Here is a 21,801-nt window from a genome sequence, read left to right on the forward strand (position 1 = left end):
GGTGTGGGGAGGGGAAACGGGCTTCGCAACTCCGAGTGCCTCCCCTCCCCACGAATTCCCCCGCTTTTTCAAAGCAGAACTTTTTTACCAAAAAACCTACAACACTTTGGAAAGAAACTCCTTCGTCCTTTCCTCTCGAGGATCCCCAAACAGTTCTTTCGGATTTCTATCCTCAAGAATCACCCCATCATCCATAAAGAGCACTCTGTCGCTGACCTCCCTTGCAAAGCCCATCTCATGAGTAACCACCAGCATGGTCATGCCTTCTTTTGCAAGCTCCTTCATAACCTCAAGAACCTCTCCGACCATCTCCGGATCAAGAGCTGATGTCGGCTCGTCGAACAGAAGCACCTGGGGATTCATTGCAAGGGCTCTGGCAATGGCAACCCTCTGCTTCTGTCCGCCTGAAAGCTTTCCGGGATAGACATCGGCTTTTTCTTCAAGGCCGACTCTTTTCAAAAGAGCCCTCGCCTTCTGATCAGCTTCCGCTACATTCCATTTGCCAAGGCGCACCGGCGCAAGGGTGATATTTTTCAATACTGTCATATTTGGAAACAGATTAAAATGCTGAAAAACCATTCCCACATTTTCCCTGAATTTATCTACATCCAGCTTCGGATCCAGAAGCTGCTGTCCGTTTACGGTGATCTCGCCTTCCTCCGGTTTTTCCAGAAGGTTCAGACAGCGCAGAAATGTAGATTTTCCGGAGCCGGACGGACCGATGATGCAGATACACTCACCCTTGTTTACGTGAGTTGTGATTCCCTTTAATACGTGTACGTCCCCGAAGGACTTTTTCAGATTTTTAACATCAATCACTTTCTCTCAGTCTCCTTTCAAATCTCTTCAGCAGAAGGCTCAGGCACTTCACGATCAGATAGTACATGATACCTGCAACGATCAGCGGTATAAACATCTGATAAGTACGGGAAGAAACATAGCTTGCCGCTTTTGTCAGATCCATGATACCTACATAACCTAAAATAGATGTTTCTTTGATCAGCTGGATAAACTCATTACCCATTGCCGGAAGGATGGTTTTTACAGCCTGCGGAATGATAATGAAACGCATGGTATCTTTATACCCAAGACCCAGAGAACGACCAGCCTCGCTCTGGCCCTTGTCCACAGATAAAATACCTCCGCGGATAACCTCGGAAACATATGCACCGCTGTTGATACCGAAGCTGACCACTGCTGCCACATATCCCAGCCTGCTGTGGAACACTGCAAAATAGATGATCATCAGCTGAAGGACTGACGGTGTTCCACGGATCACATCAACATAAATATCCGCGATCGTGGAAAGAATGGTTCTTCTGCCTTTTTTCGCAGCTCCAAGACGTACCAGAGCCACTACAAGACCGATCAGGATACCTACGATCACTGACAAAAGGGAAACGATCAGCGTAATCCCAAGACCGTTAATATAAAACTTCCAACGATTATCCTGAAGGAAAATAAAGCTTAAAAGTCCCAGAAAACCATCGGTTGCTGCTACATCTGTCACATCCTCGCTGTTTTCAAGTGTGTCCACAAAATACTTCTGATAAAGATCATCATATTCCCCGGATTTTTTTACTTTTGCAAGCCCGTCATTGATGATCTGGACAAGCTCTGTGTTTCCTTTTTCAATACAGAAAACCGTATCCTCTGCTGTACTTGGCACGGACTCATACTGCAGGTCTGAGTTCTGTTTGCAGTAGATCTCCGCCATGATATTGTCGATCAGAACTGCATCTGCTCCACCGTTTTTCAGCTCCATGACTGCACTGGAAGCGTTTTTAAATCTTTTTACTTTGGCATCCTTAACTTCACCGTAATCAGTAGTCTCGCCGGATGCGATCATATCACTCTGTGCACCCTCCAGAACTGCAACGGTTTTTCCGGACATCTCCTCAAAATCCTTGATCGGATTATCCTTACGGCTGATGATGCACTGTGTACCGGTGTAATAAACATCGGAAAAATCAACGCTTTTTTTACGGTCCTCCGTAGGTCCGATCCCGGCTGCGATCACCTGTACATCACCAGCCTCCATGGAACCCATCAGGGAATCAAAGGGCATATCCTTCCATACCAGCTTTACGTTTTCTTCCTTGGCGATCGCCTCCAGAAGATCGTAATCAAAACCTGTAATATTTCCATTATCATCCAGGTATTCAAATGGTGAATACTCTGCGTTCGTTCCTATGATGATGGTCTGCTGTTCTGCCGCTTTTACTGCCACTGCACTGCTGAAATATATCGGCAGAGCCATGATCATACACAGTACAAAACAGATAAGAGCTCTGCTTTTTCCATTGCGTCCCATTATTTTCCCCTCCTGCTATTCATATTTTTTTCCGTAGCCAAAAGCACCTTCCATGCCACAAATGCCCGCTGCAAAAGCAGCTGCCTCTTCAAGACTTTCACAGATCGCGGTTTCCTCCGCCATGCCGTTTTTCCTTCTTCCGATATACCCGGTAAGGAAAGATGCGATCAGTGAATCCCCGGCGCCAAGAGTATCTTTTACTTCCGTAAGCGGCGCTGCCGGCTGTCGGTAAAAATTCCTTCCGTCATAAAGAATGCAGCCCTTGGCTCCTCTGGAGGCCATGGCAAGCTTCGGCCCCATGGAGATGATCTTTTTCAGATGCTCTTCTGCCTCCTGGTCGGTTCCGTCAAAGGAGCAAAATGCGTAAGTAACCTCCGGTGCTGTTTTTTCATAATATTCCTCTGTGGAATCATCAGAAAAGTCAAAAGAAACCGGAATTCCCGCCTCTTTGATCTTATGCAGCTCTTCCTCCGTAAAAGAGTAATTTCCGCTATGTACCACATCAAAGCCTTTCATATATTCCAGATCAAAACGATCAAGGATATACGGTGTTTTTCCACGGATACCACCATCATTAAAATCCAGGAACTCACGGTCTCCGTCTTTTAATGTGATCCTGGAATAACCGTTCTCGCCGTGCAGCTGTCTGCACTTTACGGTTTCCACGCCGATTTTTTCCAGTGTATCCATGATCAGTTCTGCTCTGTCGTCATCTCCGAAATATCCCATATACGCTGTTTTTTCACATCCGGCCATCTTTCCGTAAACACTGACGTTTACGCAGTTTCCGCCTGGATACATGGTTTTCAGATGATCATAGATATCCACTACATTGTCTCCGAAGCCAAGAAGCTTTGTACTGTATTTACTCATATTTTCCCTTTCTCTGTGCACAGGCACAGCAGCACCTTTAGTACTCTACAACGCCCATATATCTTCTCATATCCAGCGGATGACGGCGTTTATCCTGGAGAGCGGTACGGTAAACGGTCGTCATGGTGTAGAACAGCATCGGGGTAAAATATTCCACACAGCTGTCATCAATTGCTTCCATACCAAGCTTATCTGCATCGATCACTTCGTATTTCTTTCCGTATTTTTCAAGGAAAGTCAGCACACGCTCATCCATCATACGGTTTCTGCCCCGGCTCATCATAAGGATATAAAGATGATCCTCATCCGTTACCTCAAACGGTCCGTGGAAATATTCCGCACTGTTCAGATAACCGCAGTCCATCCACTGCATTTCCTGAAGTGAGCAGATCGCAAAGCCATATGCCTGAGAATAGGAGGCTCCCGATGCCATGATATAGAGGTTCGGTTCCTCTGAATATTTTTCTGCAAAAAGCCATGCTGCATTCTGCTGATCCTTCACTGCAGCTGCAATAACATCATCGATCTTTTCAAAACCTTCCACGATCTTATCGTAAAGCTTATATCCCGGCTCCTGTACCTTCATCAGCTCATTAAGAATACGAAGTACGATTCCCTGAGGCTTCTCTGCTTCCTTTACCCCCGGTGCCCAGTCGTATACAACGGAGATCCATTTATCGGTATCACATGGGGAACCTGGCGCATGTGTCATTGTAACAACAGCCGCACCTGCATCCATTCCTGTTTTTGCTGCCTCCAGACACTCCTTTGTCTTGCCACTGTGGGAGCAGATGATCAGAAGACTGTCTTTTCCCAGCTTCTTCGGCGGTGTCAGTGCAAACTCTCTTGCAGGGATCCACTGTGCATCCATCACTGCGGATTCCGCACGGACAAAATAATATCCCGGATACAGATCCACAAGAGATCCTCCACATGCAAGAAAATACACATTTTTGATTGTTCCATGCTCTTTGTTGATCTTATTTACGATTTTTACTGCGTCCATTTTCATCCTCCGGTTTTCGTGGAAATTCGTCTGGTAATCCTCTGAATCCATTGAAAATACAGGTTTTTTCGGATTTTCAGATAAATTTCTCCTTCTTGTACTTTTGCATTTTACCTTTTTGAAGAATATAACATATTATAACGTTATAGTAAAGAGTATATTCATGATTTATGATTAATTATTCATCCAATATACCTTCTGACGCACTGCAGAGGTTTGTCCCTTACTGGACAAATACATCCGCACTATAGTAAAATATCTTTTATGAACAACCTCAGAAAGGATATTTTCATGTTAAATAAAAATTCAATCCAGCCGCTTTACAAGCAGCTTATGGATATCATCACCCAGCAGATCAAAAACGGTACTTATAAGCCCGGAGAAAAAATCCCTCCTGAGCCGGAGCTTGCCGATCTTTACCATGTCAGCCGGATCACTGTCCGACGTACCGTGGAGGAGCTTTGCACACAGGGCTATCTTATCAAGCATCAGGGAAAAGGAACCTTTGTAAAATCCCCCATGATCTTCCGGAAATTTGAATCCCAGAAAAATATGAGCTTTTCCGAATCCTGCCGTCAGAATGACCGGATTCCGGAATCTCACGTACTGTCCTTCTGCAAAAAACCTGCGAACAGCGTAACCTCTGATTTTCTGCAGCTTACTTCGGATGAGGAAGTTTTTTTCCTGGAACGTCTTCTTCTGGCTGACAGTATTCCGGTTATTGATGTTCACACCTGGCTCCCCACACGGCTTTTCCCGGATTTTGATCCGAACGCTGTAGAAAACGGTTCTTTTTTTGAATATATCAAAAACACCTACCGCTGTACGATCGCAGAATCCAGCCGCAGCACCATTTCTGTTACTGCAGCCTCCCCGGATATGGCAAAAACTTTGCGTCTGTCTTCCGGCGATCCCGTGCTGATCCTGGATTCCTATATGGAAGCTCCTGATGGAAATCCGCTTTACATCAGCCGTGAATACATTGCAGGTTCCCGCTATACGATTTCATTTTGAAGAATCAAAAAACGGCACAGAAGCGTTATGCTGCCAATACAGCAGCATACACCTCTGTGCCAGTGTTTATTTATCCAAAAATATTACTGTTCACTCCGTTCTCTGCAACACGCTTCGCGATACACAAAATTTGTCCTTTATCTTTTCAAGACTCCGATCCATCACTGCCTGTCATCTGTGCCTCAATGGCCTTTCCAAGGCGGTTATAGATCGTCACCGCATCCTCCACATGGAGTGGGCTTCCGGTATTTCCCGATGCGCCTGCCGTTACCAGTATGTATTCCCTGTCGTAAATCTCTGCAAAGCTTGCAAGACACAGACCCGCCTCGCTGGTATATCCTGTCTTGCCGCCCAGGATCTTGCCGCCGGTAACGGAAGGGTCAGAAAGATTTTTGAACATGGTACTGTAATATGTGATCCCGCTGGGATGGATATTCGTCACTCCTGTGGAATGCCGCGGACTCTCAATGATCTCTCTGAACGTATCGTTCCGAAGCGCATACCTGAGCAGCACCGCAATATCTCTCACTGTACTGTAATGATCCGGATCATGAAGCCCTGTCGTATCACAGAAATGTGTATCATTCATTCCAATCCTCTGTGCCTTCTTATTCATCAGCTCCACAAATCCATCCCTGGAACCGCCTACGGTATCCGCCAGTGCGATACAACACTCCGCACCGGATGGCAGCATGGCACCATAAAGAAGGTCGATGGCCCGCACGGTCTCACCGGGCTGAAAGCCTGCCTGGGTGGCATCCTGCTCATAAAGCCCCTGGAACATTTCCTGGGTCAGAGTGATCTCCTGATCCAGATCATCCAGGTTCTCAATAGCCACGATCACCGTCATGATCTTCGTCATGGAAGCTGGATAGATCTTCTCATCGCCCTTCATATTTCCGATGATCTTTCCGCCTTTTACCTGCATCAGCACTGCGTAGGGACTGTTGATACCGCTCATCTCAAGCTTACGGACAACCGGTCTCTGCAGAGACTCCATCCAGTCACCTACCCCTTTATTCCAGCCGATGATCACTACAAGTGTCAGGATCACGATAGCCTCTACCACCAGGCAGAGTATCATTTTTATTTTGTTTACCTGTTTTTTTATTTTCTTCGCTTTACGCTTTTTTGATTTCAATTTATACTCCCTGTTCCGACAAATTCATCTGTAAGTTTTACTTACAGAAACGTTTTTCCCATCTTTTTTATATTAACATGATTATTATTTTCTTCTGTAAAATCTATATGAAAAAGCTCTGATGAGCTTTCGGTCTGTTACAACTCTGTTTGTGCCTTATTGTAGGATTTTTGCCCCCAAAAATCAAGGTGTATAAATGTATAAAAAAATACCCCATACAAAGTTTCCTCTGTACAGGGTATTTAAAATTTATTACTGAGCTAATTTAATCGGGTTAAGCTTAACACCAGGTCCCATTGTCGGAGCGATTGTAACGCTCTTCAGATACTGACCTTTCAGTGTGCTAGGTCTAGCCTTTGTGATAGCTCCCATAAGCGTCTGGAAGTTGTCGCTTAACTGCTCCTCGGTAAAGGAAGCCTTTCCGATCGGAACATGGATGATGTTGGATTTGTCAAGACGATACTCGATCTTACCTGCTTTAATGTCGTTAACAGCTTTTGTTACGTCCATTGTTACAGTACCAGCTTTCGGGTTTGGCATTAAACCTTTCGGTCCAAGTACACGACCAAGACGACCTACAACGCCCATCATATCCGGTGTTGCAACTACAACGTCAAAGTCAAGCCATCCCTCGTTCTGGATCTTCGGAATGAGGTCCTCAGCTCCTACGAAGTCTGCTCCTGCTGCCTTTGCCTCTTCTGCCTTAGCATCTTTAGCAAATACAAGTACACGAACTTTTTTACCTGTTCCGTGTGGCAGAACAACTGCTCCACGGATCTGCTGATCTGCGTGACGTCCATCGCAGCCTGTACGGATGTGAACTTCGATGGTCTCGTCGAACTTAGCTACAGCTGCTTTTTTAACAAGGCTGATAGCCTCTGGTGCATCATATAATGTTGCGCGGTCTACTGCTTTCGCAGCTTCCACATATTTCTTTCCTCGTTTCATTTCTATAACCTCCTGTGGTATTTGCGGGGAAAAGCCCTCCCACTTGAAAATTTCACTTTTTCTACGGGAACCCCGAACTTAAGCTTCGGTATTTATTAGTCTACGACTTCGATTCCCATACTTCTTGCTGTACCGGCGATCATGCTCATAGCAGCCTCGATGGATGCTGCATTGAGGTCTTTCATCTTCAGCTCAGCGATCTCCTGAACCTGTGCCTTAGTAACTTTAGCTACTTTGGTCTTGTTCGGTGTACCGGAACCAGATTTGATGTTTGCAGCTTTCTTAAGAAGAACTGCTGCCGGCGGAGTCTTGGTTATGAAGCTGAAACTTCTGTCAGCGTAAACAGTGATGACAACCGGGATGATAAGATCTCCCTGATCAGCTGTTCTTGCGTTGAACTCCTTAGTAAACTGTACGATGTTTACACCATGCTGTCCAAGAGCCGGACCTACAGGTGGTGCTGGAGTTGCTTTACCAGCCGGAATCTGTAATTTGATATATCCTGTTACTTTCTTTGCCATTTTCGGCACCTCCTATGTGGTATTGGCGGGGGTGTGTCCCTCCCACTTGCTGTTACCTTGTTTTTGAATTACTCAGCTTTTTTGATTTCTGTGAAACTTATTTCTACCGGTGTTTCACGACCGAAAAGCTCAACATTGATCGTTACCGTCTGTTTCTGCATGTTGATACCTGTGATCACACCTGCTGTATCTTTCCATGCACCACCGGTAACGACTACCATGTCGCCCTCTGCGAAGTCCACTTCGATATCCGGTTTCTGGATACCAAGCGGCATCATTTCCTCTTCTGTAAGAGGCACAGGCTTTGATCCCGGTCCTACGAATCCTGTAACACCGCGGGTATTACGGACAACGTACCAGGTATCGTCATTCATCACCATATTGAGAAGCACATAGCCTGGAAACATCTTTTTCTGAACCTGTCTTGAGGTTCCGTTCTTCATCTCCACTACATCCTGCAGCGGAACACGTACCTCCAGGATCTGGTCTTCCAGGTGTCTGTTCTCGATCGTCTTTTCAATGTTGGCTTTTACCTTGTTCTCATACCCGGAATAGGTATGGACAACGTACCATTTTGCTGCTTCTGACATATAATCACCTTGTCCTTACTTCATTAAGAAATTAATGAATTCCAGAATTCCGGAATCCATTACACTGATAACCACTGCCAGGATGATCGTGATGATCACGACCACAACAGTCTGCTTTGCCAGTGTGGGACGGTCTGTCCAGACAATCTTCTCAAATTCTGACTGAAGTCCCTGAAACCAACTTTTCTTCTGCGGCTTATCCTCAGATTTCTGTTTTTCCATAGCATAACCTCACAAATCTCTGTGATTACTTTGTTTCCTTGTGCAGAGTGTGTGTATGACAGAACTTACAATATTTCTTGGTCTCCATTCTCTCAGGATGGTTCTTTTTCTCCTTCGTCATATTGTAGTTACGCTGCTTGCACTCGGTGCATGCTAATGTAATCTTAACGCGCACAACTTCCACCTCCAGTGTTTTCATTTGCATGGTCTTCTATGCCGCCCGGAACGTATATCCGTCGTCATTTTCGGGCATAAAAAAAAGACCTAACTTCCATGTCGCTCGTCAATTTTATCACAGAGCAGGTGTGCAAGTCAAGCCTTTTTCGCTTAAATATAAAGAATTTCACAGATTCCGTACGGACGTCTCAAGTGCGCAAACCCGATTCTGCTTCGCTGCATTTCGTTTTCGGGACGTCGCCCTGTACAGAAAGTAATAAGAAGACCCTTATGTGCAGGCACAACATGTCTTCTTCTGTCTTCCTGCACACTTTCAACTTCTATTAAAAGTAGTCATAACCACCGTGGATATCCACCACACTGCCGTTCATATATCCGTTAGACAGCACTGCATAAGCCATATCCGCCACTTCCTCCACAGTTCCAAACCTGTGGAGTGCGATCTTCCGGTTGATACGGTCGTAGCTCTCCTGGGTGCGAGCGCTGTGCCACGGAGTTTCGATGAAGCCAGGTGCAATAGCGTTGACTGTGATGCCCTTTGGCTCAAATTCCTTTACCAGGGATCTTGTCAGAAAATGGATGGCTGCCTTGGTGACTCCATATACAAGGGAGGAAGAATACGCCTGCTGTCCTGCATAGGAACCGGTAAAGAGCACACTGCCGCCCTCCACCATCATGGATCTCAGCTCTTTTACCATAAATACAGGTACGGAAAGATTGGTGTTTACGATCCGTGTCCACTCCTCAAAGCTGTAGTCTTCATATTTTGCGTAGGTACTGATGCCGGCATTGCTTACAAGCCAGTCAATATGGTCTGTCTGCTTTTTCAGCTCCTCCACAAAAACCATCATCTCTTCATAGGAAGACATATCTGCCTTTATCAAAGTCACCTGAGATCTTTTTTCCTCAGGAAGGCTCTCCTGAAACGACAGTGCCTTCTTCTCATCATGTCCATATGTTACAAAGATCCTGTCAGCTTTTGCTGACTCTGCCAGGATCTTTTCGGCGATCCCTCTTCCGATTCCAGAGGTACCGCCTGTGATCACAGTTATTTTTCCCATTTTACAGCTCCATCAGTTCATCAAATATCGGTTTCGGTATATAAGGCTGCTGATTGTGGATCGGCTCACCCAGACAGGTCTTCGGGTATGCGTAGGTTCCATGCTCCAGCATGATCTCCAGAAGCTCCGGTCCGTTCTGCTCCAGGAATCCACCGGCATATTTTTCCACGTCTTCTCCCTGGATGCGCTTTGCAGGAATTCCGTAGGCCTGCGCCACATCTGTAAAATCGCAGGATGAAAATCCGCTGCCATCGGAGGTATCCGCATATACACAGTCAAAATAATCTCTCTGAAGATGACGGATCATTCCCAGAGCCTCATTATTCATTACGATCATCTTCACTGGGATATTCTCACGCTTCACCCACTGTAGCTCCTGGATATTCATCTGGAAGGCTCCGTCTCCGCAGATACATGCCACCGGCTTGCCGGTAGCATAATAAGCTCCGATAGCCGCCGGAAGTGCATATCCCATAGCACCATGTCCGCCGGAAAAAAGTGTCTTCTGCCCCTGCTGATTGTGGAAGGACTGATAGCTCCATACCATATGCTGTCCCACATCCACAGCAACCGCTCCGGTATCGGAAAGCTGATCACTCAAATATGCGATCATGCGGTTCGGATAACGCTGCGGTGTCTCATCGTCCACTTTCCAAAGTTCCTTACGGATCTTCTGGCAGACAGCAAGCCATTCCTCATAGGAACCGATCTGTGCCTGCTGCTCTGTCAGCTTACGCACCACAGTCTCTGCGCTGACGCAAAAGCATTTCTCACCTTCTCTTCCCTCATGGATCTCTCTTTGAAGATTATAAGGATCAATATCCACACGGATGATTTCGGCATTCTTCGCAAACTCATGAACCTTAGTACCAATCTGACGGGTACACAGGGAAATTCCAAAGCAGAGCAGAAGGTCGCTTTTTGCATTGGCGATCATATTTGCATACCGGTGTCCGTAGGCACCTCCGATGCACCCGAAGTTCAAAGGATCATCAAAGCTCAGTGCGGACCGGGCAAGTACGCTTGTGATCACTGGAATGTGATGGGCACGCGCCAGATCTGTGAGCATTTTTTCTGCTTCTCCGGAAGCTCCGTGACCGATCATAAATACCGGCCGTTTTGCAGTCCTGATCTTATTCAGAATATATTCTGCCGCCTCTGCTCCATCAGAAGAATCCGCCTTTGCAACTGCATCCCTGTAAAAGGCTGCCCCGTTTTCCGGATCATTTTTTCCATATACAGCTGTCTCGATCTCTTCCTCGGAAAATTCCATATCATAAGCCGGATCTTCCACCTCGCCTCTCTGCACATTCATAGGAAGATCGATAAGAACCGGCCCTTTCCGTCCTGTATTGGCGATCTGCCATGCAAGATTCAGTTCACGAACGATATTTTTCGGATCACGGACCTGCACCGCGTACTTGGTTACCGGCTTTGCCATGGAAACCATATCGATCTCCTGAAAGCCCTGCTGACGAAGGCCTGTAATACCGGAATATTCATAGGTATTCAGCTGTCCGGTGATAAAGATCACCGGAAGAGAATCGAAATACGCATCTGCCACACCGGAAAGCAGATTGGCAGCTCCCGGACCACTGGTGGCATAGGCACAGCCGCAGGCATTCTTTGCCTGAGCATAACCACAGGCGGCAAAAGCAGCTCCCTGCTCATGATAGCTGGAATGACTTCTTACATGGGGATTCTTCTCAATGGAATCTACCAGATGTGCGATCATGGTTCCCTGGTATCCAAAGAAATCATGAATCCCTTTTTTCTGCAAAAATTCCACAACATAATCTGTAAGCTTGACCTTAGACATATTTTTTTACCTTCTCCATATACGAGATCCTTCCTGTTTTTTCCAGATACTTAAGATACAGGTCAAAAACCTCCGGATCTGTTTCAAATGCTTCTTCATATTTCAGGCAGCGATCATTCATCCTGGTATATCCTGCAAATGCTTTTTCCAGTTCCACATAATCTTCATTTTTGAAGAGATTCCGGATATAGCTGAGCTTTTTGCGATAAGCCAGTGCACAGGTATATTTTTCCCCGCAGAATTTTGCATAATCCCAGCACTGTGCAAGATATTCCCGGTAATTCATTCCAAACTGCCTGCGCTTTTCCCTTTTCTTCCTGACAGAAGCAAATTTCTTCAGTTCCTTTGACTGCTGCAGAAATTCCTCGCATGGGATCAGTGTGCTGCACACCACCAGCGAGCCGGGAACATAGTTTTCCATTGACTTATTTCGATAATTTTTGCCGTAGGCCCGGGTGAGATAGCTGTCTGTGTTTCCCGGGACCATAAAGGATTCTCCTCCAAGCATTGCCTCCCCGGGATTTTCAAAAATATGCGCAGGAAAATAAAGATTCTGGTCAAAATATCGGAGTACATATGTTTTTGCGCCATCCTGCGGCTGCCGGAGCAGATCCCGGAATATGCTCTTTGCCAGCCAGCCTCGTCCGCAAAGGGAAAGGACTCGCACCATCCAGATACATCCCAGCTCACGCCGGTTCCGCCACTTGCCTTTTTTTCCGTAGATCCTCTTCCATCCCTCTTCGCGCATACGGTTCCAGAGATATTTTCCCTTTGGACCATATTCACACTGCAGCGGAAGGATATTGATCCCCAGTCCCGGATGTTTGTATTTTCCATACTCGTCCAGCTTATAAAACAATGTATCTTTATCTGTATAACGCAGAAAAAATCCGGGGAAACGGCTGTTATTCTCCATAGATTCCAGAGCTCTGCGCAGCTCCGGTTCTTCGTCAAAGATGTTTTTAAACCGGGCCATATCACCGGTCTTCATATAAATATCATTGCTTGCCGGATTCATGGGAAAAGGGCGCTCCGTTACCGCACAGAGGGTAAGATACGGAGAAAGATAATATGTGATCTTATTTTTTCTGCATATGGTATCTATTTCTTTTAGAAGTTCCAGTACTTTCTGCTGTTCTCTGTTCAATACACTCTGCCTCGTTTCTGTTGATCTGTCATTACAGGATCCGCTTCAGAAGCTCCTGAAGCTCCTCCTGACTTTTATACTTATCTAGCCAGCTGTTCAGAAATTCTGTCACGTCTGCCTTCTTTGCGAAAAATCCGGTACGCCGGCTTCCATCGTAAAGATCCTCCAGGAAGATCCTGGAAAGCTCATTTTTTATATAGGGATGCGGCTCATGATCCAATGCCAGGAAATAATTTTCGAAGGCTTCCCGGGTACGCCCCTGTTTCTTCCGGATATCTCCCAGAAGCTTGTATACCTCTCCCTGCCATTCCTTATGGACCAGAAAGCTGCGGATCTCCTCTGCCAGATATTCCATCTCGCCCTCTTCCTCACTGCACAGGATCCTGGTACGGCCCTCTGCCAGTGCTTTGGGATAGCCGAATCTCTGCCATGCACAGGTAAGTGCCTCTTTGTACACTGGCTCCTCAAGGGTTCCCTCCCTTGGAGAATTACCGGTGATCCCCAGTTCTTTGCAAAGCTCTCTCACCAGCTCTTCCAGCTCCCCTTTTGTACGGACGGAATATACCTTCGCAAGATAAAGAGCGCCTCTGATCTCCTCTTCCTCCGGCATCAGTCTGCTCCAAAATTCCATCAGAGAGAGTGCTTCTGATCTTCTCTGGCTTACAAGCAGATCCCGACAGTCTCGGATCGCCTGGGACTTCTGTTTTTTCAGGAATTTATCCAGTTCCAGCTGCACAATGCCGTTATTGGTGCATTCTCTGGCTTTCAGATACTCTGCCATTGCTTCGTTCCGGAGGCCCTTTTTCCAGAGAAGATCCCCCTTATATTTCATAAAATATCCATCCTGGGGAAATACTCTCAGGCAGTAAGACAGAAATTTCTCCGCTTCCGAAGCATTCTGCGGTCCTTCCAGGCGCTCCATCACAAACCGGCATTTAAATTTCAGGAATCCCGGAGCATCCGGATATTTTCTGAGAAGATCATCCACGATCGCCTCTGCTTCCTGCATTTCTTTAAATTCATAGTGGCTGGCTGCTTTTCGGAAACGGCGGATATCCTCCACTGTCTGCTCCATTTCCGGAGTAAGATGATCCATTTTCTTGCGTACCTCGTACATACGGTATGCCTTGGAAACACGCTCCTGATAGATCAGTGTCAGCATGGCCGCCTGAAAAGCCTCATCCTCCAGCGAGATCAGGATCGGATGATAGAACGGACGGATCCCGTTAAAATCCTCACGCCCGATAAACTCCATGCTGAGCTGTACACGGTAATACTCCTCAAAGATCTCACCAAGCACATCATATCTTCTCTCTTTCAGCAGGGTCTCCGCTGTTTTTTCGGATCTCATCAGTCGGGCAGACACATCCCGGGCTACAACACCGGCTTTGATCCTTCTTCGTCTGTCATCCTGTTTATGGTCTCCCTTTGCCATAAGAAGGCAGTAGAATTTGCGGAAAAGCATCTGTCTGCGGATACGTTTTTTGTCGATCCTTGGCATATATTCATCCCGCACCTCCTGATAGCTGGCGCCCGGAACATCAACAGACTCATGAGATTCTCTTTCCCCATGAGGCGGTATATAGGACCATTCGTCCCCGTAATGCCAGATCAGATAATCGCTGGTCCTGTGAGGGATCATAACCTTTTCGCCCTCGAAGTCCATATATTTTACAGGGAACATCATATCCTTGTCAAAAAGAAACGGGCAGCCTCCCCATCGCATGGCATAGCGGCTGCACTCCTCTTCTTTATAAGAAAACATGATCTTCTCCAATTTCTTTAAGGTTCTGTCCTTTCCGCAGAAGGTATAGCGGAAAAGCCAGTACAGATACCGCCAGGGAGAAATTTCCCATCTGACTCCCACGACCATGCTGATATTCAGAAGTTCCGTATAGATCATCATATGGTCCCGGTATTTCTCATACTCACGGTCATCATCCGGAATGGGATCCAGAGTCAGTACGTCAATGATCTCACCAGCCTTGTCGTCTCCTATGATCTGATGCTTGTGGATCGCACAGGTATCCGTACTTCCGTAGCGCGGAAAACCGTTGGTATAATTACGGTCCACTTCTGCACAATAAACCGCCCGGTTCGGCGGCATCTCGTTCTGACATATTTCTACAAATTTATCCCAGTCACTTTTGGGCATGTAAATATCCACATCATCGTCCCATGGGATAAAGCCTTCATTTCGAAGAACACCGATCAGAGTACCTCCGGCCATTACATATCTAAGATCATGCTTTTTGCAGATCGCGTCAACCTCCCGGAAGAGCTGCAAAAGAAGCTTCTGTTTTTCTGTCATCTGTCAACCTCTTTGATTAATTATTTTCAAAAGCTCAGCCAGAGTTTCTGATTCTTCATAAAAAAATCTCGTACATTCTGTCCGTCTGTCACGGATCATGATGACCAGCTCCTGAAGCAGATAGCGAAGACCATTTCCCTCAAAATTAAAGCTGTAGCGTTTCAGGAATTCCTGACCTTCTATTTTTGCTTCAAAATATCCGGTATTCCACCAGTCACCGGGTACGGTGATACGCCCCCTGGTTCCGATGATCGCAAGCTCGTTTTCCACATCCACCGTTGTTCCGATCTCAATGGTCGCCAGTGCCCGGAGATACTTCATCGTGATCATATCATAAATAAAGCAGCCGTCACTGCTCTTCATCGCATTGGTCTTCACATCCAGGTAATCCTTACCGAGAAGCTTGATGCATGCACACAGCGCCTGGCTGACTGTTTCGCTGAAATTTTTTCCGCCCTCAAAATCATCCTGTGAAATCGCGCATTTTACAGCTACCACATCTCCCACAAGCGCTCCATGTGTCAGCCAGACGAGCTGCGTAAAAGCGCGCAGATAGACCATGGTAAGCTTCTCTACCAGAACAACCTGATGTGCCTTTGCCAGTGCAAACAGCTCTCTTATCTCTTCCGGTTCCAGAGCCATAGGCGTGTCACTGATCACATATTTATCACATTCCAGTGCCTTTCGGATATAATCTGCCCTGTTTTTCAGACCGGATCGGATATAAATGATATCCAATCCTTCCAGAAACTGCCCGTAATCTGTACCATAAGAGTCAAGTTCGTATCTGTCACAGAATTCTCTCGCAACAAAAACGTCCTCGGAATACACACTTTCTACATGCAGTCCGCTGACATACTTGGACTCCATCACCATTTCGTTGTCCTCTGTATCATCCGTAACAATGCCCATGCTGTAGATCATACCCTCACTTCTGAGCTTGGTACTGGAAATATTTTTGGTACGTTCCAGATAAACGACCTCACAGTAATTCTTCAGATAATCAAATTTGCCACGCCAGTCCGAACCGACTACCAGAAGGTCGATATTGTATTTTGTAATGTCATTTAGCTTCTGCCCCTGATATTCCTCTACAATGATCTCATCCGCAAAACCAGTCTTGCGGACATTTTCGATACGCTTCAGAAGGCTGTCCTGTACATTCAGCTTGCCGCGTTCGATATCATAGCTTTCACTGGTGACACCCACAACAAGATAATCCCCCAGCTCCCTGGCTCTTTTCAGAATATTGTAATGTCCCTGGTGGAACAGATCAAAGGTACCGTAAGTAATGACTTTTTTCATTATTAATTTAATCCTGCGCTTTCTCTTCTTTATTTTTCAAAAGCACTTCCATTTCCCCCTGCGGTTCTGTGATCTTTAATATATCATCCAGGTCCTGGAGCTGCTCAAATTCCTGTGGAGCTCCGGCATCATCCATGCCTTCCTCCATCTCAAGATCCTCATCTACAAAGAAATCCTCGCCACGGATTTCTTCCGTCTCTTCTGTCTCATGTTCCAGTACAGCCGCCACATCGTCCTTCACCTTACGTGCATCCTCCTCGTCCAGAGTTGCCGCAAGCTCCTCAATGGCTTTCTTTCTTTTCAGTATGATCTCATAACGGTCATCTTCATCATATTCATCCTCAAGTCCTTCATCCTGCACCTGCCTCTCACGTTTGAACAGAATAAATGTAAGCAGGTTCAGTACCCCTCCGTAGAGGAAAGATACCGGCTTGCTTCCAAGGATCAGCACAAGCACCCAGGATACTCCGAAAAGCACCCAGACATTCAGCATCTGCGGGATGCTGAGAAGAAGCAGGCCGTTGAGTACGATCATGATCGGATAATGGAAAAAATAAATCCCCATGGTATTTCTTCCAACAAAGGTAACCGGCAGCTTCACATCCGGGATCAATGCCAGAAACGTCAGCACCAGCACAAAAGATACCAGATACATCAGAAGGCGGATCAGCATTCCTGTGATATCATCCATTCCCGATAACTGATACGTATGATTCCCACGGAAAATATCTACCGGGATCTCATTGGCGATCATAAAATTCGGAACTGCATACAAAAGCAGGGCTGAAACCAGGAGCAGGATCCATTTACCCTTGAATTTACGGACCACGTCTGTGTAATCACTCTTCCACAGATAGCCTGCCACAAAAAACGGAAAAAATACAACAATCCTGGAGCTTGAAAGATAGGTTGTAAATTCCGGTCTTGTTCCTGCCCACAATGCAAAAATAATGCTCAGAGGCACGATAAAACGTATCTTGCCAAGTGCTTCGATAGTCAGCCTGTAGATAAACAATGCCAGCACATACCACATAACTGTTCCGGACGGACGGAGCAGCTCATAATCCATGCTTCTGCCGGTCCAGATATAAGCATACCAGGTCAGACTGTATCCAAGAATATAAGGGATCAGCAGATTCTTCACATTCTTCAGTACATCCTGTGGCTTCTTGGAAAGATATCCAGATATAAAAATAAAAGCAGGCATGTGAAAAATGGTGATCCCATACCATACATAACGCACCACCATGTCCACCTTGACCAGCTGAAATGCGATCAGATGATTAAATACGACAAGAAAGATCAGTACTACTTTAATGTTATCGACCAGGTAAGAATACGGAACTCCCTGGCTATCCGTTCTCTGTTTCATTTGTTTCCACCTTGTAATATTTGATAAAAGTATGAATAAATAATAACATATATTTATGAATTTGGAAATAAAGAATTAATATATGTCAGAATTATTCACCTCTTCCAGAATTTTTCAACGGTATTTCCATATCCCGTGGAGCGCATAGGAAACAAAGAAAAACAGACTCTTCAGCGGACCATATCCCACATACCGATACACCTGATAAGTCATTGCCGCAGACTTCAGCTTATTTCTGGATTTTCCCCCTTCACTGAGCCGGTATTTCAGGTAAGGTCTGTTGATCCCTGCTGCAAATCCTCCCTTTCCCAATATCCGGAGCCAGGTAATGTAATCTTCATGGCTGTCATCATGCTCCATTGGAAACGCAAGTGCATCTTCTCTGCGTAGCAATACGGAAGAACAGTTGATGCTGTTATGCTTCAGAAGCTCCCTGTATGTGATCCGTTCCTTTACCGGAATATATTTGCCGGTAGTGCGCCCATCCGGCGTCATCAGTTCTCTTCCGGTGGAGCAGATCGCACAGCCGGTCTGTTCCATAACCTCTGTCTGGGCTTTCAGCTTGCCCTTTTCCCACCAGTCATCCGCATCCAGAAATGCGATATATTTTCCCCGGGCTTCCTTTACGCCCCGGTTTCTGGAACGGGCAGCCCCCATATTCTGTTCATTTTGGATATAACGGATCTTTCCGCTGTCCATATATTTCATTACAGCAAGTTCTGTGCCGTCTGCAGAACAGTCATCAATGACCAGCACTTCTACCGGAACCTCCTGTCCCAGTGCTGATTCGATCGCTTTTCCAATATATCTTTCCCCGTTATATACGGGCATCACTACGGAAACCAACGGCTTTTCCATAAAAACAACCTCCGTCCTCTCTATCCACAAAATGCGCGTCAGGATGATCTGCCGCAGCCTGACACGCATTTCGTTTCGTTACTTATTTTTTGTCTTCGGAATCCTTAAGAGCGTTCTTCTGATTATCATCCACGCCCTCGGAAACTTCTTTCTGGAAAAAGATCTTTACAGTCATAAACAGAAGCTTGATATCCAGAAGGAATGAATAATTTTCAATATAAAACAGATCCAGCTTCAGCTTATCATACGGTGTGGTGTTATATTTGCCATATACCTGAGCATAACCGGTCAGTCCGGCTTTTACCTTAAGACGATAGTGGAATTCCGGGATTTCCTGCTCATATTCCTGCATGATCACATCTCGTTCCGGACGTGGACCTACCAGAGACATATCACCCATAAACACGTTAAACAGCTGGGGAAGCTCATCCAGATGCAGGTTACGCAGAACATGTCCTACCGGTGTGATACGGGAATCGTGCTTGGACGCAAGACGCGCCCCGTTCTTCTCGGAATCCACACACATGCTTCGGAATTTCCGGATGCGGAATTCCTTTCCCTGATAGGTAAGACGATCCTGGAGATAAAATACCGGACCGCCGTCATAAGCCTTCACCGCAATGGCAATGATCAGCATGATGGGTGAGGATACGATGATCCCAAGTCCGGAAACAATGATATCCAGAACTCTCTTGGCTGCACGCTGCTCCATGGAAAGTCCCTGATTCCTGCACATCAGAAGCGGCGTATCAAACAGATGGATCCTGTCTGTTCCAAGCAGGATGATATCGGAAATCTTCGGGCTCATATAGCAGCGGATGGAATGAGAAAAACAGTATTTCAGATACCTGTTTCGGATCTGGGACGGAAGATCCCAGATGATCACGCCTTCATAATCTTCCATCATGGCATGGATCTTCTCTTCGCCCTCACGGATATGAACCTTACCGCTGATATCGTATTTATCCTTTCGGGTGTTCATCTTGTGAATCACATCACCGGGATCACGGTCTCCGTAGATCACCAGCAGCCTTCTGGCTCCGTACAGTCTGGAGTAAATATACCTGGATCCCCAGATCCACAGTACCGTCACAACAAGCTGGACTCCGGTCATTTCGATCACCGGTCTGGCCGACATAAACCATCTGTTGATCAGTGTGATCTGAAAATACGTCACAACATTGGTACAGATCGTTGCCAGCGTCAGTGAATAAAATACATCGATCCTCTTCAGATAGCCTACCTTCAGACCTCCGTAAAGCTTGGCAAACATCAGATAGATCAGCGCATAGATCAGGATCATTACCCAGTTACCTTTTCTCCAGAATGGCTTCAGGATCAGGTCACTGTAAAAATCATACCATACATAAGCAAAGATCGCTGCCTGTGCAATCACGATCAGACTTGCCAGACAAAATACCACAAATCTCTTATAATCTTCTCTTTTACTTCTATTCACAGATTTTTCTTCCTTCCTGAGGAGTAGATATTAACTTCATCATTATAGCCAATATATACTCTTACGTCCAGAGATTCCTCTGATTTTTCTCCTGATATTTTCCTGTCAGGATGTTTTTTTCCGTGACTATAGCAAAAATCCCCAGGAGCTTACCCGGGGATTTTTGGCTGTATATATTTATTTTTCTTTTTCAGTTTCCACGCCTTTTCGAATTATTCATTCACCAGGTTATACTCTTCGATGGATTTGTTGATGGAATCTGCCATGTTTTTCACAGCTGTATCCACATCCTCTTTTCCGTTGAGCATGCTCTCAATCTCGGATTCCACGGTAGCTCTTGCCTCCGGGAATACACTTAACAGAGCGCCTACATAGTCGGCGGAAGAATCATGGAGCTGGTCGATCGCTGTCTGGAACTGCGGATATTTTGCAACATTATCCTTAAATACCTGCTCTTCCTGAGCCTTTACAGTTACAGGGAAATATCCGGTCTGTGCGTTCCAGTAAGCCTGAGACTCCGGAGAGATCAGGAATTTTACGAACTCCCATGTTGCACGAAGCTTTTTCGGATCATTGTTGTTCAGTGCCCAAAGAGATGCACCTCCGATGGAAACACCGCCCTCGTCACTGGATTTGATCTTCGGGAAGTATGCAGTACCAACCTCAAATTTTCCGTTTACATCCTGAAGGATCTGTTTCAGGGAAGCTGTGGAGCCAAGAGTGATCGCAGATTTTCCTGCAGAAAAATCTGCCAGACCTGCATCGCCACCCTTTCCTACGACCGGTGCGAAGCCCTTGTCGTTAAGATCCTTCCATGCTGTAAGGATATTTTTTGCAGCACTGTTCTCATCAAAAGCAACAGCTGTAGCAGCCTCTTTACGTCCGTTTCCGTTGTTTGCATACTCAAGGCCCTGCTTTCCGATAAACTGCTCGAAGAACCATCCGTAGATTCCAAGAGACATTACCTCGCCTGCGCCGCCTTTGTCCAGAAGATCCTGTCCGATCTCACCGATGCCTTCCAGGCTATCCGGAATTTCTGTGATGCCTGCTTTATCAAACATATCCTTGTTGTAATACATGATCGGTGTGGAGGAGTTGAATGGCATGGAGTACAGCTCATTGTCGATGGTGTAGTATGCAGCCAGGTTCGGCTCGATCTCAGATACATCGTAGCTGTCTGCGTCGATCATCTGCTGCATAGGCACGATCCATCCGGAATCGATCATGAATCTTGTTCCGATCTCATATACCTGTACAAGATCCGCACCCATGTTTCCGATCTGTGCACTTTTCAGCTTGTTCAGGGAATCATCATATTCACCCTGATACTGAGCATCTACCGTAATTCCGTATTCATTCTCATCGTTGAATTTTTTTACCAGTGTATCGATCGCCTCACCATTGACACCACCCATGGAATGCCAGAAGGTAATGGTAGTTCCGTCTACATCGGAAGCATCTGCCATTTCCACTTTTTCATCTGTGCCAGCATCTGCGGCGAATACAGTTACTCCGGAAAGAGAACCGATAGTCATTGCTGTGGTAAGGAAAGCTGCGATGATTTTTTTCTTCATAACTTTTTTCTCCTCTTGAAAAATTTTCTCTTTTTTCATTTTTTTATATAAGATGAACTGCCCGTCTTACGACTTTGCAGTATCTTTTT

At 46.0% G+C, this 21,801-nt stretch carries 20 protein-coding genes; 1 reads left to right on the plus strand and 19 read right to left on the minus strand.

Annotation, left to right across the window (positions count from 1 at the left end):
* Positions 1–96 precede the first annotated feature (96 nt).
* From NCY57_RS13585 to NCY57_RS13600, 4 genes are read right to left on the minus strand one after another with little or no spacing between them, the layout of a single operon-like run.
* Positions 97–819, minus strand: coding sequence for an amino acid ABC transporter ATP-binding protein (locus NCY57_RS13585; RefSeq protein ID WP_021651269.1), 723 nt, complete (start codon positions 817–819; stop codon positions 97–99).
* Positions 812–2,314, minus strand: coding sequence for an ABC transporter permease subunit (locus NCY57_RS13590; RefSeq protein ID WP_118609220.1), 1,503 nt, complete (start codon positions 2,312–2,314; stop codon positions 812–814). Before NCY57_RS13590 ends, NCY57_RS13585 begins: the two co-directional genes overlap by 8 nt.
* Positions 2,315–2,329: 15 nt before the next feature.
* Complete coding sequence (locus NCY57_RS13595; RefSeq protein WP_118609219.1) at positions 2,330–3,187, minus strand: PfkB family carbohydrate kinase; 858 nt, start codon at positions 3,185–3,187, stop codon at positions 2,330–2,332.
* A gap of 37 nt (positions 3,188–3,224) precedes the next feature.
* A complete protein-coding gene (locus NCY57_RS13600; protein ID WP_015525336.1) occupies positions 3,225–4,193 on the minus strand; it encodes an SIS domain-containing protein in 969 nt (322 codons plus the stop codon).
* A gap of 291 nt (positions 4,194–4,484) precedes the next feature.
* On the opposite strand from NCY57_RS13600, the gene NCY57_RS13605 reads away from it, so the two are divergent.
* The gene (locus tag NCY57_RS13605) at positions 4,485–5,207 is read left to right on the plus strand and encodes a GntR family transcriptional regulator (RefSeq protein ID WP_022427097.1); all 723 of its coding nucleotides are present in this window, start codon (positions 4,485–4,487) and stop codon (positions 5,205–5,207) included.
* Positions 5,208–5,352: 145 nt separating this feature from the next.
* Here the strand turns inward: NCY57_RS13605 and NCY57_RS13610 are convergent, their stop codons facing one another.
* The 15 genes from NCY57_RS13610 to NCY57_RS13680 all read right to left on the minus strand — a co-directional run bounded on the left by NCY57_RS13610 (position 5,353) and on the right by NCY57_RS13680 (position 21,712).
* Entirely contained in the window at positions 5,353–6,348 is a 996-nt protein-coding gene (locus tag NCY57_RS13610) for a D-alanyl-D-alanine carboxypeptidase family protein (protein WP_330639005.1), read from the minus strand.
* 252 nt (positions 6,349–6,600) lie between these two features.
* Positions 6,601–7,296, minus strand: coding sequence for a 50S ribosomal protein L1 (gene rplA, locus NCY57_RS13615; protein WP_015525334.1), 696 nt, complete (start codon positions 7,294–7,296; stop codon positions 6,601–6,603).
* A 95-nt stretch (positions 7,297–7,391) separates the two neighbouring features.
* The gene (rplK, locus tag NCY57_RS13620; RefSeq protein ID WP_015525333.1) at positions 7,392–7,817 is read right to left on the minus strand and encodes a 50S ribosomal protein L11; all 426 of its coding nucleotides are present in this window, start codon (positions 7,815–7,817) and stop codon (positions 7,392–7,394) included.
* A gap of 68 nt (positions 7,818–7,885) precedes the next feature.
* Positions 7,886–8,407, minus strand: coding sequence for a transcription termination/antitermination protein NusG (gene nusG, locus NCY57_RS13625; RefSeq protein WP_015525332.1), 522 nt, complete (start codon positions 8,405–8,407; stop codon positions 7,886–7,888).
* 15 nt (positions 8,408–8,422) lie between these two features.
* Entirely contained in the window at positions 8,423–8,629 is a 207-nt protein-coding gene (secE, locus tag NCY57_RS13630; RefSeq protein WP_015525331.1) for a preprotein translocase subunit SecE, read from the minus strand.
* Positions 8,630–8,654: 25 nt separating this feature from the next.
* Positions 8,655–8,804, minus strand: a complete 150-nt coding sequence (gene rpmG / locus NCY57_RS13635) for a 50S ribosomal protein L33 (RefSeq protein WP_044961412.1) — start codon at positions 8,802–8,804, stop codon at positions 8,655–8,657.
* 325 nt (positions 8,805–9,129) lie between these two features.
* Complete coding sequence (locus tag NCY57_RS13640; protein ID WP_118515827.1) at positions 9,130–9,867, minus strand: SDR family NAD(P)-dependent oxidoreductase; 738 nt, start codon at positions 9,865–9,867, stop codon at positions 9,130–9,132.
* A gap of 1 nt (position 9,868) precedes the next feature.
* Positions 9,869–11,686, minus strand: coding sequence for a thiamine pyrophosphate-binding protein (locus NCY57_RS13645; protein WP_118609218.1), 1,818 nt, complete (start codon positions 11,684–11,686; stop codon positions 9,869–9,871).
* Positions 11,679–12,833, minus strand: coding sequence for a LicD family protein (locus NCY57_RS13650; protein WP_021651257.1), 1,155 nt, complete (start codon positions 12,831–12,833; stop codon positions 11,679–11,681). The genes NCY57_RS13645 and NCY57_RS13650 overlap by 8 nt, the downstream gene beginning before the upstream one ends.
* A 31-nt stretch (positions 12,834–12,864) precedes the next feature.
* A complete protein-coding gene (locus NCY57_RS13655; protein WP_250789762.1) occupies positions 12,865–15,144 on the minus strand; it encodes a LicD family protein in 2,280 nt (759 codons plus the stop codon).
* 3 nt (positions 15,145–15,147) lie between these two features.
* Positions 15,148–16,449 (minus strand): adenylyltransferase/cytidyltransferase family protein, encoded by a 1,302-nt coding sequence (locus NCY57_RS13660; RefSeq protein ID WP_250789763.1) that lies wholly within the window; start codon positions 16,447–16,449, stop codon positions 15,148–15,150.
* Positions 16,450–16,456: 7 nt separating this feature from the next.
* The gene (locus NCY57_RS13665) at positions 16,457–17,821 is read right to left on the minus strand and encodes an acyltransferase family protein (protein ID WP_015525325.1); all 1,365 of its coding nucleotides are present in this window, start codon (positions 17,819–17,821) and stop codon (positions 16,457–16,459) included.
* Between the two features lie 114 nt (positions 17,822–17,935).
* Entirely contained in the window at positions 17,936–18,679 is a 744-nt protein-coding gene (locus NCY57_RS13670) for a glycosyltransferase family 2 protein (RefSeq protein WP_118609215.1), read from the minus strand.
* An 82-nt stretch (positions 18,680–18,761) separates the two neighbouring features.
* Positions 18,762–20,138: a sugar transferase gene (locus tag NCY57_RS13675; protein WP_022427091.1), complete on the minus strand. Its 1,377-nt coding sequence runs from the start codon at positions 20,136–20,138 to the stop codon at positions 18,762–18,764.
* Positions 20,139–20,350: 212 nt separating this feature from the next.
* Positions 20,351–21,712: an ABC transporter substrate-binding protein gene (locus tag NCY57_RS13680; protein ID WP_015525323.1), complete on the minus strand. Its 1,362-nt coding sequence runs from the start codon at positions 21,710–21,712 to the stop codon at positions 20,351–20,353.
* Positions 21,713–21,801: the final 89 nt, after the last annotated feature.

Source organism: Blautia sp. MB18-30, from assembly GCF_023669475.1.
Classification (GTDB): Bacteria; Bacillota; Clostridia; order Lachnospirales; family Lachnospiraceae; genus Blautia_A; species Blautia_A fusiformis.

Coding starts and splice junctions, on each gene's coding strand:
- NCY57_RS13590 (WP_118609220.1), bottom strand. CDS start 2,314: ATGGGACGCAATGGAAAAAGCAGAGCTCTTATCTGTTTTGTACTGTGT.
- NCY57_RS13595 (WP_118609219.1), bottom strand. CDS start 3,187: ATGAGTAAATACAGTACAAAGCTTCTTGGCTTCGGAGACAATGTAGTG.
- NCY57_RS13600 (WP_015525336.1), bottom strand. CDS start 4,193: ATGGACGCAGTAAAAATCGTAAATAAGATCAACAAAGAGCATGGAACA.
- NCY57_RS13605 (WP_022427097.1), top strand. CDS start 4,485: ATGTTAAATAAAAATTCAATCCAGCCGCTTTACAAGCAGCTTATGGAT.
- rplA (WP_015525334.1), bottom strand. CDS start 7,296: ATGAAACGAGGAAAGAAATATGTGGAAGCTGCGAAAGCAGTAGACCGC.
- rplK (WP_015525333.1), bottom strand. CDS start 7,817: ATGGCAAAGAAAGTAACAGGATATATCAAATTACAGATTCCGGCTGGT.
- nusG (WP_015525332.1), bottom strand. CDS start 8,407: ATGTCAGAAGCAGCAAAATGGTACGTTGTCCATACCTATTCCGGGTAT.
- secE (WP_015525331.1), bottom strand. CDS start 8,629: ATGGAAAAACAGAAATCTGAGGATAAGCCGCAGAAGAAAAGTTGGTTT.
- NCY57_RS13640 (WP_118515827.1), bottom strand. CDS start 9,867: ATGGGAAAAATAACTGTGATCACAGGCGGTACCTCTGGAATCGGAAGA.
- NCY57_RS13645 (WP_118609218.1), bottom strand. CDS start 11,686: ATGTCTAAGGTCAAGCTTACAGATTATGTTGTGGAATTTTTGCAGAAA.
- NCY57_RS13655 (WP_250789762.1), bottom strand. CDS start 15,144: ATGACAGAAAAACAGAAGCTTCTTTTGCAGCTCTTCCGGGAGGTTGAC.
- NCY57_RS13660 (WP_250789763.1), bottom strand. CDS start 16,449: ATGAAAAAAGTCATTACTTACGGTACCTTTGATCTGTTCCACCAGGGA.
- NCY57_RS13665 (WP_015525325.1), bottom strand. CDS start 17,821: ATGAAACAGAGAACGGATAGCCAGGGAGTTCCGTATTCTTACCTGGTC.
- NCY57_RS13670 (WP_118609215.1), bottom strand. CDS start 18,679: ATGGAAAAGCCGTTGGTTTCCGTAGTGATGCCCGTATATAACGGGGAA.
- NCY57_RS13680 (WP_015525323.1), bottom strand. CDS start 21,712: ATGAAGAAAAAAATCATCGCAGCTTTCCTTACCACAGCAATGACTATC.